Raw genomic sequence first — 14,184 nt, 5'->3', positions numbered from 1 at the left:
GCATGGGGGAAAGGAAGGCCGTGCGAACAGCGGTTTTCGCGGGCGCGCTGGCGCTCGCTGCCGTGGCGCTCACACCTGCCGTCGCGTTCGCGGCCGAGCCGCCCGTCCCCGTGGTGACCAATCCCACAGACCCCGACGGCCTCGGCGGGCTGGCCACGGAGACCCTTTCCTACGGTTCCCAGCGTCACCAGGACATGGACGTGTGGTGGACGCCCGACGGCCAGAAGCGCCCCGGCGTCTTCCTGATCCACGGCGGCTGGTGGTCCGGCGGCGACAAGAAGTACATGAAGGAGATCACCCGCAGCTACGCCGACCTCGGGTACACGGTCTTCAACCTGAACTACCGCCTCTCCGGCGAGGCCGCCTGGCCGGCGCAGCGCACCGACGCGCTGGCCGCCATCGCCCTGGCCCGCAAGCACGCCGACCGCTGGGCCTTCGACCCGAGCAAGTACGTCGTCGTCGGCTTCTCGGCGGGCGGGCACATCGCCGCCTCGGTCGGCACCTACGGCAACGGCATCGCCGGGCTGAAGGGCGTGGTCGGGCTGTCGCCGATCATCTCGCCGCTGCGCGCGTACGCCGACGGCGAGAAGACCGCGAACCCCGACAAGCGCAAGCTGCGCGAGGCCGCGATCCGGCTGGCCGGCGGCTGCGAGCCCAAGGGCAAGTGCTCGCGCGTGTGGGCGAGCATGGAGGTGGCCTGGCACGCCAGCGCCAAGGACGCCCCGATGCTCACGGTGCACTCCGAGGACGAGTTCGTGCCGCCGACGCAGAGCCAGCTGCTCAAGCAGATGCTCGGCCAGGTGGGCGTGCCGATGACGATCATGACGGCGCCCGGCACCAACCACAGCGCTCCCCTGTACCGGGAACCCGGCGTGGCCGAGCGGGTGCAGGCCTGGATCGCCGAGCGCATCGGCTAGCCAGCCCCGGGCAGGGATTAAGCGGGCGCCTCCGCGTTGTTGCACCGAGCGCCTGATTTCCTGACCTTGGAGGGACAACCCGACATGGCGCTCACCGTCTACAGCACTACCTGGTGCGGCCCCTGCAAGCGGCTGAAGTCTCAACTCGCCCGCGAAGGCATCGCCTTCAAGGAGGTCGACATCGAGCGCGACCCGGCCGCCGCCGAATTCGTCATGAGCGTCAACAACGGCAACCAGACCGTGCCGACCGTGGTGATCGAGACCGACCACGGCCGGATCGTCCGGACCAACCCCTCCGCCCGGGAGGTCAAGGCCCTGCTCGGGGCCTGATCACCAGTCGCCGACGAGCTCGCCGCCGTACCACGTCTCGATCAGGCGGCGGGCTATCGACACCGGGGGAGGCAGGCGCACCTCGCCCGACCGGAGCGCGGCCACGAGCTCGTCGCGGGTGAACCAGCGCGCCTCGGCGATCTCGTCGGCGTCGGGGGTCAGCGCGGTCGTGGTGGCGTCGGCGAAGAAGCCGAGCATGAGGCTGCGCGGGAACGGCCAGGGCTGGCTGCCCAGGTAACGCGGGTTGACGACGTGGACGCCGACCTCTTCGGCGACCTCGCGGACCACCGCGTACTCCAGGGACTCGCCCGGCTCCACGAAGCCCGCCAGGATCGACAGGCGCCCCTCGGGCCACTGGGGGCCGCGGGCCAGCAGGCAGCGGTCGTCCTCGTCCCTGATCAGCATGATGACCGCGGGGTCGACGCGCGGGAAGTGCTGGCTCGCGTCCTGCGGGCACACCCGGACGTGACCGCCGGCCTGCACCGCCGTACGGGCGCCGCAACGGGGGCAGAACTGGTGGGTGGCGTGCCAGGCCTCCAGCGCCACCGCGTGGACCAGCAGGCCCGCGTCGCGGTCGCCGAGCAGGCCGCCCACCTGGCGCAGACCCGCCGGCACCGGACTGCCCTCAGGCGTGTCGTTCAGACTCATCGGCATCGTCACCCGGCCGTTGAGGTCGCCGGCCGGCGTGCCGGGCAGCGGCGCGGCCACCGCGAAGTAGGCGGTGCCGCCCTCGACGCCGAGCAGGTAACGCTCGCCCGGCGGCGCCTGCGCGGGGGTGTAGAGCACCGCGTGCACCTCGTCGCCGGCCCGCCGCACCAGGGTGTGGCCGTTGTCGATCACCAGCACCCTGGTCCCGGGGTCGGCCCACGCCTTCTCCAGCCATCTGTCGTCGGCACGCAGCGCCGACGATCTGTCGATGGTCCCCCGTGCCAGGAGCAGTGGGCCGATGAGTTGCTCTTCCGCGGTCTTTTCCACTGGCCGCCCCTCCCCAAGTCGCTTGTCATCCTATGACCTCGCAGTTAGCCGCCGATTAGGGTGTGCGGGCCCCGGAACGATCATCCGCAGGCTAGGATCATCGAGTTAGGTTAGCCTTACCTGATCCTTTCGGGGGTGCCTTCGCGTTGCGGCTCTACCTGACCGCGCTCAAGCCGACGGACTCGGTGACGTACGGCTTCCTGCCCGCGGCGCGGGCCCTCGGGTGCGAGGTCACCGTCCTGACCGACCGGCCGGAGCGGCATCCCGGCTCGGTGCGTTGCGACGTACGCGACCCGCGCGCCCTGATCGACGCGATCGAGCACCTGGGCCGGCCCGACGCGATCTTCTCCAACTCCGACCACCTCCAGGCGGAGACCGCCCTCGCGGCGTCGTACTTCGGACTTCCCGGCAAGGACTGGCGGGCCTGTCTGGCCGCCAAGAACAAGTTCCTGATGCGACGCGGGCTCGCGGCGGCCGGCGTCGAGACGGTGCGTTCGCTGCGGCTCGCGCCCGCCGATCCGGTGCCCGAGCGACTGCCCCGGCCCGTGGTGCTGAAACCCCGCGAGGGGGTGGCCAGCGAGGACGTCGTGCTGGTCGAGGACGACCTTCCCCGGGCCGTGGCCGCGGCCAGGCGGCGGCGTCCGGGCGAGACGCTGGTCGTGGAGGAGTACCTCGAAGGGCCGCTGCGGACCCTGGAGACCCTCGGGGACGGCGCCGCGACGCGGGTGCTGGGCGGCTTCGCGACCACGCTGGGCCCGCTGCCGCACTTCGTGGAGGAGCGGCTCGACTGGGCGCCCGCCGCCGACGCCCACGTGCTGGCCGCGCTGCGGGCCCTCGGGGCGGGCTTCGGCGCCTGCCACACCGAGTACGTCCTGACGCCCGACGGCCCGCGGATCGTCGAGGTGAACTACCGGGCGATCGGCGACCACTGCGACTTCCTGCTGGCCGACGTGCTGGGCGTGCCGCTGTTCGAGTGGATCCTGCGCACCCATCTCGGGGAGCCGGCGCCCGAGCCGCCGCCGGCGTCCCGGCACGGCTGCGCGGTCAGCGTGGTCGCCGACCGGCCGGGCGTCGTCAAGGACGGGCCGCCGGAAGAGGACGTCGAGGACGGCGGCGTACGGCTGTGGCACCGGCCGCTGCGGGCCGTCGGGGACGTCATAGAGCTGACCCATACGAACCGGGACTACCTGGGCGTCATCCGGGCCGTGGGACCGGACCGGGCCCGCGTGGACGCCGCCGTCGAGCGGTACCGGGCGGCCCGGCCGTGGGTGGTCGGGTGAGGTCGCGGGAGGCGTACCTGGCCGCCCGGGTGCTGGACACGCTGGTCCGCGAGGACTACGGCGGGCTGGCCGCCCGGCTCGACCGGACCAGGTCCGGGGCCGGGCTGCTGCTGGCCGACGGGCGGTGGGTCCGGATGGTCCCCGGGTCGCCGTTCCAGGACTTCGTGGTGGCGCCGGACGAGCGGCTGGGCCTGGAGCAGGTGCTGGAGACGCTCGTGGAGGTGTCCGACGCGGCCGACGCCGAAGGGGTGGCGGCCTTCTTCGACGAGTGCCTGACCGCCCTGTCCGCGCTGGAGCTGCACGACGCGCACGCCGAGGAGGTGCTGCGGCGCGGGCCGTCGTACGAGTCGCTGGCGGCCTTCGCCGACCATCCTCTCCACCCCACCTCGCGGGCCAGGATCGGCGCCTCGGACCGCGACCTGCTGGCGTACGCGCCGGAGTTCGCGCCCTCGTTCGCGCTGCGGTGGGCGCTCGTCCCGCACGCGGCCACGGAGCTTCCCGCGGACGTGCCGCGGCCGGCGGGCCACGGCGTGCTGTTCCCGGTGCACCCGATGGCCGTGGGCGAGGTGCGGAAGATCGACGGGGTCCGGGTGCTGGACGAGGAGGCGGTCACCGTACGGCCCACCCTGTCCATGCGGACCGTCGAGGTGGGGCCGCGTACGCACCTCAAGCTGCCGCTGCCGGTGAGCACGCTCGGCGTGCGCAACCGGCGCTCTATCAGGGCGGGCACCCTGGAGGACGGCGCGCGGGCCGAGCTGCTGCTGCGCCGGCTCGCCGATCCCGGCGTGCTGCTGGCCGACGAGCAGACCTACGCGCACGCGGGCCACGAGTACCTGGCGTGGATGGTCCGGCGGCTGCCGGCGGGCCGGATCGTCCCGGTCGCGGCGCTGGCGGCGCCCGGGGTGCTGGACGGCCTCGGCCCGGACGTGCTGCCCCGCTACCTGCGCCTGCTGCTGCGCTGGAACGTGCGGCTGTTCGTCCGGTACGGCGTCGCGCTGGAGGCCCACCAGCAGAACCTGGCCCTCGTCCTGCGGGACGGCGACCTGCGGCTGCTGGTCAAGGACAACGACGGCCTGCTGGCCTCGCCGTCGCGGCTGGCGGCCGCCGGGATCGACGTGCCGGCCTTCTCCGACGGGCGCATGCTCACCGACGACCCGCACGCGCTGGCCGACGTGTTCGTCACGATCACGCTGCACCTGGCCGCCGCGGCGGTGGCGTTCGCCGTGCTGCCGCCGGCGCGGGCGGCGGCCCTGGTGCGCGGCACGCTGGCCGAGGCGCTCGACGAGCACGGCGACCACCCCATGGCCCGGCTGCTGCGCGCCAGGACGCTCGACGCGGCCAGGCTCACCGGCAAGTCCATGGTCACCGCCGGGACGCTCGTGGCCAAGGAACGGTCCGGGGCGCGGGACGTGAACAAGTTCTACGGCATCACCGGGCCCAACTACCTGAGGAGAGCGTGAATGAACGTCCTGGCCATCGGGGCGCCGGCCGAGGAGGCGACGCTGGCGGCCCTGCTGCGGTGCTGCGTGCGCGAGGTGGCCGGGCCCAGGGGGCTGGTCTGGCCGGCGCCGCCGTACGTGCTGCTGCGGGTGGCCGGGACGCTGCTGCGCGCCCGTACGCACGGCGGGGCCGCGCTGCGCCTCGACGGGCCACCGGAACGCCTGGAGGGCGGCTCCTGGCAGCCGCTGACGGTCGCCGAGCTGGTCCGGCTGGCCGAAACCGACCTGGCCGACCGGCCGGACGAGCCCGCGCCCCCAGGCAGGGGAGCGGCGCACCTCGACGTCGAGCCCAACGGCGAGTTCGCCGGCCAGGTGGCCGCCAGCAGGGACGCCATCGCGGCGATCCTGGCGGCCAGGGCGCGGGCCGAGCCGCCCGCCGACCCCTGGCTGGCCTCGGAGCAGGCGCTCGTGTACGGGCACCCGTTCCACCCCACCCCCAAAGCCCGCGACGGCGCCGACTGGCTGCGCTACGCCCCCGAGGCCCATGCCGCCTTCCCGCTGCGGCTGCTCGCGGTACGCGACGACGCACTGGCCGAGGAGGGCGACCTGACGGCCCTGGACGCGCTCGGCCCGGCGCCCGCCGGACACCGGCTGCTGCCCGCCCATCCGTGGCAGCTCGCCCTGCTGCGTCCCGTTCTCGGCTCGGAGCTGGTCGATCTCGGGCCGGGGCCGCTCGCGGTGCCGACCTCGTCGGTGCGGACCGTGTACGTGCCGGACGCCGAGGTGTGCCTGAAGTTCTCCCTGGACGTGCGGATCACGAACTGCGTGCGCAAGAACGCCTGGTACGAGCTGGCCGGGGCGGTCGAGCTCACCTCCCGGCTGGCCCCGCTGATCGCCGAGGTCGCGGCCCGGCACCCGGCCGTCCGCTGGCTGCCCGAACCGGGCTACCGCACGGCACTCGGGCAGCGCGAGGGCCTGGGCGTGATCGTCCGGGCGAGCCCGTGGACGGCCTGCGACCCCGGCGTCACCCCGGTCCTCGCCGCCGCCCTCGCCCTGGACGCCGCCCCGGCCGACCCTCTGGCCTGGTGGACGGCGTACGTGTCGGCGGTCGCGCTGCCGGTCGTGGACCTGTACGTCAGCCACGGCGTCGTCCTGGAACCCCACCTGCAGAACGTGCTCGTCGGCCTGGACGCCGCCGGCCGGCCCGTCCAGGCGATCTTCCGCGACCTGGAGGGCGTCAAGCTCGTCGCGGGCCGCCACGACCTGGGCGGGCTGCACCCGGCCGTGGCCGCCGCGCTCACCCACGACCCGGCGCGCGGCTGGGCCCGCGTCGTCTACTGTCTGTTCGTCAACCACCTCACCGAGATCGCCGCCACCCTGGCGGGCCCCGACGACGAATTGCTGCGCGCGTTGTGGCGGGCCGCCCGCGACCTGCTCGCCCGCCAGGCCGCCGAGCTCGGGCAGCCGCTCCCGCTGCGCGACCTGCTGGCCGGGGCGCCGCTGCCCGCCAAGGCGAACCTGCGCGTGCGGTGGGCCAGGGCGGCCGACCGCGACGCCGGTTACGTCCCGATCGCGAACCCGCTCGCATGAGCGGCGTCCAGAAGCGCGAACCGGCCCCCGCGCTGGAGCGCGAGCCCGCGAACCGCGTGCTGGAGGCCGCCGCGCGGCTGCCGGCCTTGCCCGCCTACCTCTACGACCTGCCCGCGCTCGACGAGCACGCCGCGTCGGTGCGCGCGGCGCTGGGCGAGGTCGAGCTGTACTACGCGGTCAAGGCCAACCCCGACGCCGAGCTGCTGCGGGTGCTGGCCCGGCACGTGGACGGGTTCGAGGTGTCGTCGGCGGGCGAGCACGCGCACGTCTCCGCGCTGTTCCCGGGCGCGCGGCTGGCGCTCGGCGGGCCCGGCAAGACCGACGCCGAGCTGCGCCTGCCGCACCACCGCCTGCACGTGGAGTCGCCGTACGAGCTGCGCCGCCTGCTCGCGACCGGGCTGGAGGCGGACGTGCTGCTGCGGGCCAACCCGGACCTGCCGGTCGAGGGGGCCGCGCTCACGATGGACGGCCCCTTCGGCATGGACGAGGCGGGGCTGGCCGAGTGCCTGCCGCTGTTCACCCGCCGCGTACGGCTGCGCGGCCTGCACGCCCACCTGGCCAGCGGCCTGGACGCCGCCCAGCTGCTCCGGCTGGCGGGGGCCCTGCTGAGGACCGGGCATCGCGAGGTCAACCTGGGCGGGGGCATGGCGGTGTCGTACACGTCGGGCGAACGCTTCGACTGGGCGGCCTACGGCGCCGGCCTGGCCGCGCTGCGGGGCGGGCGGCGGCTGCGGGTCGAGCCGGGCAGGTCGCTCACCGCCTACTGCGGCCACTACGTCACCGAGGTCGTGGACGTGAAGCGGGTGCGCGGCCGGGCGTACGCGATCGTCCTGGGCGGGACGCACCACCTGCGCACGCCGGTGGCCAAGGGCCACGACCAGCCGTTCACGGTCCTGCCCACCGGCGGCGGGCCAGGGGTCGCCGGGGAGCCCGTGACGTTCACGGGCCAGCTGTGCACCCCCAAGGACGTCTTCGCCCGGAACGTGGTGACCTCGGTGCGGGCAGGGGACCGGGTGGTGTTCGGCATGGCCGGCGCCTACGCCTGGAACATCTCCCACCACGACTTCCTCATGCACCCCCGCCCCGCCTTCCACCACCTAGGACTCTGACGCCGGCACCGCCTCGACGAGCGCGACCAGCCCGTCGGCGTCGAGCAGGTTGACCGGCCGCACGGTCTTGTTGGCCCGGACGTAGTGGAAGGCCGCGCTCACCTTCTCCAGCGGCACCCCGGCCAGATGGGACCAGGCCAGCCGGTACGCGGCGAGCTGCACCGAGGCCGTGCGGGCCGCCTTCCCCCTGGGCGGGACGCCGGTCTTCCAGTCGACCACCTCGTAGCCGCCGTCGGGCAGCTCGAAGACGGCGTCCATCCGCCCGCGCACGAGCCGGTCGGCGATCATGGTCTCGAACGGCACCTCCAGGTCGACCGGCCGCCGGTCGGCCCACTCGCTCTCCTCGAACCGCTCCTGCAGCTCGGCCAGCCGCACGTCGGCCTCCTCCAGCTCCTCCAGCGGGTCGAGGTCGAAGTCGTCGATCAGCCGCTGCTGGTCCCACCGGCTCTCCAGCCACTTGTGGAACGACGTGCCCCGGCGGGCCAGCGGCGCGGGCTTGCGCGGCACCGGACGGCGGATCCTGCGGGCCAGCTCGGCCGGGTCGGTGGCCAGCGTGACCAGCGACGATACGGTCAGCTTGGCCGGCAGCTCGACGACGGTCGCCGGTCTGCGCCGGTTCAGCTCGCGCTCGCGCAGCAGCAGGTCGGTGTCGCGCTCCCAGGCGCGCAGGCGCTCCTCCTCGAACGGGCGCAGCGGCTCGTCGTCCTCGTCGGCCAGGTTGCCGGCCAGGGCGTCCTCGACCAGCCGGGCGCCGTCGAGCACCGACTCGTAGCGCAGGCCCTCGGGGGTGACCGGCCAGACGGCCTCGGCCGGCTCGGCGAGCAGCGGGTTCGTCGCGCCCTCGGCGAGGTCGCCGGCCCAGTAGGACACCCGGTCGGCCGTGTCGCGGATCTCCAGCAGGAACTCCGACGGCTCCAGCGGCTTGGTGGCGCTGCCCCAGCGGTAGCCGGAGGCGATGAGGTGGTAGTGGGCCCGGGTGACGGCGACGTACGCCAGCCGCCGCTCCTCCATCAGGTCGCGCTCCCGGCACTGCTCGTCGAAGGCGGCCAGCTCCTCCTTGCTCAGCCCGCCCAGCCGGGGCAGGTCGGCGGCGTCGCCGCGCAGCGGGTAGGGCAGCTTGCGCGGATTGTCGGTCCAGCGGCTGTTCATCACCGGCGTGGCCGGGAACACGCTGCCCGTGGCGATCGTGCCCTTCGAGCTGAGCAGCTGCGACAGGCCGGGCACGACCACGATCGGCCACTCCAGCCCCTTGGAGGCGTGGACGGTCATCAGCTTGACGCTGTTGCTCTCGCCGACCCGGCCCGCCTCCAGCCCGAACTCCTCGCTCTCGGCGGCCTGGAGGTAGGCCAGGAACGCGCCCAGCGTCGGGTCCTCGGCGTCGCCGGCGAACCTGGCGGCCGCGTCGATGAAGGCGTCGAGGTCGGCCCGCGCGGCGAACGCGCCGGCCGTGCCGCTGCGGGCGGCCACCTCGATGTCCAGGCCGAGCCGGCGTTCGATCTCGGTGACCAGGTCGGGCAGCGGCTGGGCGGTGTGGCCGCGCAGGCTGCGCAGCTCCTGGGCGAGCGCGACCAGCCGGGTGCGGGCCAGCGGCGAGAACGACTCCAGCCACTCGGGCCGGTCGGGCAGCTCGTCGAGCGCGTCGACCAGGCTGCCGCGCTCCTCGGCCAGGTCGGCGACCACCTGGTCGAGCGGGTCGTCGGCGCGGTGGCTCTCGCTCAGCTCGCGGGCCAGCTCCCTGGCGTGCTCCCCCAGCACCCGCAGGTCGGCCGGCCCGACCCGCCAGCGCGGCCCGGCCAGCAGCCTGGCCAGCGCGTCGCCGGCGGTGGCGTCGTAGAGCACGCGCAGGGTCGCCACGATGTCGCTGACCTCGGGCACGGTCAGCAGGCCGCCCAGCCCGACCACCTCGACCGGGATGTCGCGGTCCTCCAGCGCCTTGCGCAGTGCGGGGAACTGCGAGCGTTTGCGGGCCAGGATCGCGACGTCCTGGGGCTGGACGGCGAGCGTCTTCTTGCGTTCCTTCTCGCCCCAGGGCAGGCCGTCGGGGGCGGTCTCCTGGCCGAGGATCCTGGCCACGCCGTCGGCGATCCACTTCGCCTCGTCCTCGGCGGTCTCGTGGAAGGCGCAGGTGACGCGGCCCCGGTCGACCCGGTTGGGCCCCGGCACCAGCACGGGCACCTCGCGGGCCTCCATGCGCAGCGGGAGCTGGACGCGGGCGGCGACGTCGAGCACCCGGTCGCCGTTGCGGAAGCTGACGCTGAGCTGGCGGACCGGCGCCTCCTCGCCGGCGCGGGTGCGGAAGTCGCGGGGGAAGCGGCGCAGGTTGCCCGCCGAGGCGCCGCGCCAGCCGTAGATGGACTGGCAGGGGTCGCCGACGGCGGTGACCGGATGGCCGCCGCCGTAGAGCGAGCGCAGCAGGACGAGCTGGGCGTGGCTGGTGTCCTGGTATTCGTCGAGCAGGACCACGGAGTAGCGGGACCGTTCGATCTCGCCCACTTCCTTGTGGTTGGCGGCGATCCGGGCGGCCAGCGACATCTGGTCGCCGTAGTCGATGACCTCGCGGCGGCGCTTGAGCCGTTCGTACGCCTCCACCAGCGGCAGCAGCTGCTCCCTGGCCGCGTGCACGCCGACCGGCTTGCGCTGCGCCACGGTCGTGCGGCCGGGCAGCGCGGCCAGCCGGGCCTCCAGCCACTCCCCCACCCGCCGTACGTCGGCGGGCGCGCGCAGGTGCTCCGACAGCTCGCCGGCGAGTTCCAGCAGGGCGGCGGTGACCGAGGGCGGGCCCAGCTCGATCTTGTCCATCGGCCCGTCGTACAGGGCCACCACGCGCGAGGCGAGCTGCCACGACACCGCCGGGGTGACCAGGCGCATGGTGGGTTCGAGCGCCTCGCGCAGGGCGTGGTCGGTGACCAGGCGGGCGGCGTAGGCGTGGTAGGTGGAGACGGTCGGCTCGTTGTCGAGCGCGCCGGGCGCGACCAGGCCCGCCTCGGCGAGCCCGGCCAGGCGTTCCCTGACCCGGACGGCCAGCTCGGCCGCGGCCTTGCGGGTGAACGTCAGCCCCAGCACGTTCTCCGGTTTGACCAGGCCGTTGGCCACCAGCCAGACCACCCGCCCGGCCATCGTCTCGCTCTTGCCCGAGCCCGCCCCCGCCATGACGACCATCGGTTCGAGCGGCGCCTCGATGACCGCGGCCTGCTCGCTCGTCGGCGGCAGGATGCCGAGCTTGTCGGCCAGTTCGACCGGGTTCAGCACACCTGGCCCCCGTTGTCGTTGACCGGGCAGCTCGCCCGCGCCGCGCACGTGCGGCAGCCGTCGTTCACCTTGGCCTGGAAGAACGGGCCCGACATGCCCGTGGCGACGGTGTCGACCAGGTCGGCGGCCCAGCCGGGGTTCTTGTCGTCGGCCAGCGCGCCCTGCCGCTGCTCGGTGGCGGCGTTCTTGCCGGCCGCCTTGCCGAGCTGGACCAGCGCGGCGCCGCCGGGCTCGGTCATGCCGTGCCGGGCGAACGCGCCGAGCAGCGCGGCGAGCTGGTAGACGCCGAGCTGCGGATGGCGGTCGAGCTCGCCCGCCCTGGGCTTGGAGCCGCCGGTCTTCAGGTCGATGATCACCGCGCGGCCGTCGTCGTCGCGCTCGACCCGGTCGACCCGGCCCTTGATCTGCACGCCCTCGGAGACCGTGGCGACGAACGACTCCTCGATGGCGACCAGCTCGCGCGGGTTGTCCTTCTGCCAGCGCAGGAACTTGCCGATCATCTGCTCGGCGACCTGGCGCTGCTTGCGGTTGTACCAGACGCCGCCGAAGTCGAGCTCGTTCCAGACCTGGTCGAGCCGGTCGCCCAGGGCGTCCTCGCCGGGCAGGTCGGTGGCGGCCAGCATGGCCAGCGCGTGGATGACGTTGCCGAGGCCCTGGGCGGTGCTGGTGCCCGCGGCTCCGACCGCCGTCTCCAGGAGCCAGCGCAGGCCGCACTTGGTGAAGCTCTCGACCGCGGACGGGGAGATGTTGACGATGTTGTCCGGCCAGCTCAGCGGGCGGTCGTCGGTGATGGGGGTGAGGGCGTACCAGTCGTTGGGGTGGGCGCCCTGGACCCCGGCGGCGGCCAGGCGGGCGAGCTGCCGCGCGGCGCGCTGCCGGACCTTGGCCGGTTTGGTGGGGTCGGTCACCGCGCTGCGGAGGTCGGCCACCAGCGCCGACATGGTCAGCCAGCGCGCCCGGTCGTCGACCGTGGCCGACTCGACCTCGCCCGGCATCAGCTCCGACAGGAACCGGGAGGGCCGCTCGTCGGTGTCCTCGCCGCCGACCGCCGTGACCACCAGCCGCCGCCTGGCCCGCGTGGCCGCGACGTAGAACAGCCGCCGCTCCTCGGCCAGCAGCTTGGAGGCCAGCGACGCGGCGCTCGGCTCGGCGCCCTCGACCACCTCCACCAGGTCGTCGGCGCCCAGCAACGACCCGCGCAGCCGCAGGTCGGGCCAGACCCCCTCCTGGACGCCTGCCACGACCACGATGTCCCATTCGAGGCCCTTGGAGCGGTGGGCCGTCAGCACCCGCACGGCGTCGCCGTCGGGCGCGCGGTCGGCCAGCGTGTCGCCCGGGATCTCCTGGGCGGCCAGGTTGTCGAGAAACACCTCGGGGCCCGCCTTGGGCATGCGGTCGACGAACTTGGCGGCGTGGTCGAACAGCGCCACCACCGCGTCGAGGTCGCGGTCGGCCTGCGCGCCGCGGGAGCCGCCGGACAGGCTCTGCTCGGTCCAGCGCCCGCCCAGGCCGCTGGCGTGCCACACGGCCCACAGGAGGTCTTCGGCGGTGCCCTCCTGCGCGGCGGCCTCGCGGGCGGCGGCGAGCAGCTTGGCGACGCGTTCGGCGGGGAGGGCGACGTGCGGCTCGACGCGGGTGAGCTCGCGGGCGTCCTGGATCGCCGCCACCAGCAGCTCGCCGGACGACCGCGCCCCGGCCTTCCCGGCGACCGGCTCCTCCTCCGCGACCGGGTCCTCCTCGGCGGCCGGCTTCTCCGCAAGGGGTTCCTCCGCGGCCGGCTTCTCCTCGGCGGCGGGCTCCTTCTCGGTGGCCGGCCTCTCCTCGGCCGCGAGCGCCTCGTTCTCGGCTATCTTGAGCGCCCGGCGCAGGCGGCGTACGCCGATCATGTCCGTGCCGCCGAGCGGGCCGGTCAGCAGCTCCTCGGCCACCCCCTCGTCGAGCTGCGCCGGATCGAGCGCCACCCGCAACATCGTGAGCAGCGGCCGCACGCCCGGCTCCTGGGCGATCGGCACCTCGTCACCGGCGATCATCGTCGGCACCCCGGCGTTGACCAGCGCCCGCCGCAGCAGCGGCACCTGGCGCTTGGCCGAGCGCACCAGCACCGCCATGCGGTGCCAGGGCACCCCCTCGATCAGGTGCGCCCGCCGCAGCGTGTCGGCGACGATCGCGGCCTCCTGGCTGGTGCTGTCGGCCAGCAGGACGCGCACGTCACCGGGCTCGGCGCCGGCCGCCGGGACCAGGTCGCGGTGGCCGTGCCGCTGGTCGTGGTCGGGGGCCGGGGCGATCGGCAGGCGGGCGGCGACCCGGCGCGAGGCCTCCAGCAGGTCGGCCCCGCTCCTGCGGCACACGCGCAGCGCCACCACCGGCGCCTCGCGCCCGTCGAGCGTCCTGAACCGCTCGGGGAACTTCATGATCCCCTGGACGTCGGCGCCCCGGAACCCGTAGATCGACTGGTCGGGGTCGCCCACCGCGACGAGGTCGCGCCCGTCGCCGGCGAGCTGGTCGAGCAGGTACTCCTGGGCCGGGTCGGTGTCCTGGTACTCGTCGACGAACACCACGTCGTGGGCGGCCCGCTCGCGCTCGCGCACCTCGGGCCTGGTCAGCAGCGCCGAGGCGGCCCCGATCAGCTCGGCGTAGTCGTAGGTCTCCTCGGGGTCGAGGTCGAACCGGTCCTGGTAGCGCTCGTAGAACCGGCCGGTGGCGATCCAGTCGCTCCTGCCGTGCAGCCGGCCGAGCGCGACCAGCCGCTCGCCGTCGAGGCCGCGCTCGGCGGCCCTGGACAGGAAGTCGCGCACCTCCTCGGCGAAGCCGCGGGTCTTGAGCGCCTCGCGCAGCGACGGCGGCCAGTCGAGCGCGCCGTTCTCCAGCTCGCCGTGGAGCAGCCGGCGGATCTCCAGAAGCTGCTCGGGGCCGGTCAGCAGGCGCGGCGGCGCCTTGCCCTCCAGCACGGACTCGCGGCGCAGGAGCGCGTAGGCGTAGGAGTGGAAGGTCAGCGCCAGGGGCGAGCGGGTGGTGCGCCGCAGCCGGCCGGTGACGCGCTGGCGCAGCTCCTCGGCGGCCTTGCGGCTGAAGGTGAGGATGAGCACCCGTTCGGGGTCGGCCCCGCGCCGTTCGATACGCTCGACCACGCTCTCGACGATCGTCGTCGTCTTGCCCGTGCCGGGCCCCGCGAGGACGAGGAGCGGGCCGCTCCGGTGCTCGACCACGGCACGCTGGTGTTCATCCAGCACAGGAGGCTCGACAGGGCCTCCGCTGCCACGCCGCACCAACCGCCAGGTCTGACCACTCACAGCAC

General features: G+C 74.4%; 9 protein-coding genes. 6 read left to right on the top strand and 3 right to left on the bottom strand.

Translation table 11 applies throughout. From position 1 onward, the window contains the following. Positions 1–20 precede the first annotated feature (20 nt). Positions 21–917 (top strand): alpha/beta hydrolase, encoded by an 897-nt coding sequence (locus AB0J71_RS44040; protein ID WP_352319309.1) that lies wholly within the window; start codon positions 21–23, stop codon positions 915–917. 84 nt (positions 918–1,001) lie between these two features. Beyond that, entirely contained in the window at positions 1,002–1,247 is a 246-nt protein-coding gene (locus AB0J71_RS44035) for a mycoredoxin (protein WP_352319307.1), read from the top strand. On the opposite strand, the gene nudC is transcribed toward AB0J71_RS44035, so the two are convergent. Further along, complete coding sequence (gene nudC / locus AB0J71_RS44030; RefSeq protein WP_352319306.1) at positions 1,248–2,222, bottom strand: NAD(+) diphosphatase; 975 nt, start codon at positions 2,220–2,222, stop codon at positions 1,248–1,250. 146 nt (positions 2,223–2,368) lie between these two features. On the opposite strand from nudC, the gene AB0J71_RS44025 reads away from it, so the two are divergent. The 4 genes from AB0J71_RS44025 to AB0J71_RS44010 are packed head-to-tail and all read left to right on the top strand — an operon-like array spanning position 2,369 to position 7,640. Then, positions 2,369–3,502: a siderophore biosynthesis protein gene (locus tag AB0J71_RS44025; protein WP_352319304.1), complete on the top strand. Its 1,134-nt coding sequence runs from the start codon at positions 2,369–2,371 to the stop codon at positions 3,500–3,502. Beyond that, entirely contained in the window at positions 3,499–4,962 is a 1,464-nt protein-coding gene (locus AB0J71_RS44020; RefSeq protein WP_364420160.1) for an IucA/IucC family protein, read from the top strand. The genes AB0J71_RS44025 and AB0J71_RS44020 overlap by 4 nt, the downstream gene beginning before the upstream one ends. Then, entirely contained in the window at positions 4,963–6,531 is a 1,569-nt protein-coding gene (locus AB0J71_RS44015; protein WP_364420158.1) for an IucA/IucC family protein, read from the top strand. After that, positions 6,528–7,640: a type III PLP-dependent enzyme gene (locus AB0J71_RS44010; protein ID WP_364420156.1), complete on the top strand. Its 1,113-nt coding sequence runs from the start codon at positions 6,528–6,530 to the stop codon at positions 7,638–7,640. Before AB0J71_RS44015 ends, AB0J71_RS44010 begins: the two co-directional genes overlap by 4 nt. Here AB0J71_RS44010 and AB0J71_RS44005 read toward each other — a convergent pair. Continuing rightward, positions 7,629–10,889 (bottom strand): ATP-dependent DNA helicase, encoded by a 3,261-nt coding sequence (locus AB0J71_RS44005; RefSeq protein ID WP_364420154.1) that lies wholly within the window; start codon positions 10,887–10,889, stop codon positions 7,629–7,631. The genes AB0J71_RS44010 and AB0J71_RS44005 overlap by 12 nt on opposite strands. Then, positions 10,883–14,119 (bottom strand): ATP-dependent DNA helicase, encoded by a 3,237-nt coding sequence (locus AB0J71_RS44000; protein ID WP_352319296.1) that lies wholly within the window; start codon positions 14,117–14,119, stop codon positions 10,883–10,885. Before AB0J71_RS44000 ends, AB0J71_RS44005 begins: the two co-directional genes overlap by 7 nt. Between the last annotated feature and the right edge of the window lie 65 nt (positions 14,120–14,184).

The sequence above is a fragment of the Nonomuraea sp. NPDC049637 genome, from assembly GCF_040675235.1.
In the GTDB taxonomy this organism is placed as follows: Bacteria; Actinomycetota; Actinomycetes; order Streptosporangiales; family Streptosporangiaceae; genus Nonomuraea.
This window is presented reverse-complemented; position numbering and strand designations above follow the sequence as displayed.

What these genes read in the sequence shown, in the direction of transcription:
- AB0J71_RS44010 (WP_364420156.1), top strand. Translation starts at nt 6,528, where the DNA reads ATGAGCGGCGTCCAGAAGCGCGAACCGGCCCCCGCGCTGGAGCGCGAG.
- AB0J71_RS44035 (WP_352319307.1), top strand. Translation starts at nt 1,002, where the DNA reads ATGGCGCTCACCGTCTACAGCACTACCTGGTGCGGCCCCTGCAAGCGG.
- AB0J71_RS44015 (WP_364420158.1), top strand. Translation starts at nt 4,963, where the DNA reads ATGAACGTCCTGGCCATCGGGGCGCCGGCCGAGGAGGCGACGCTGGCG.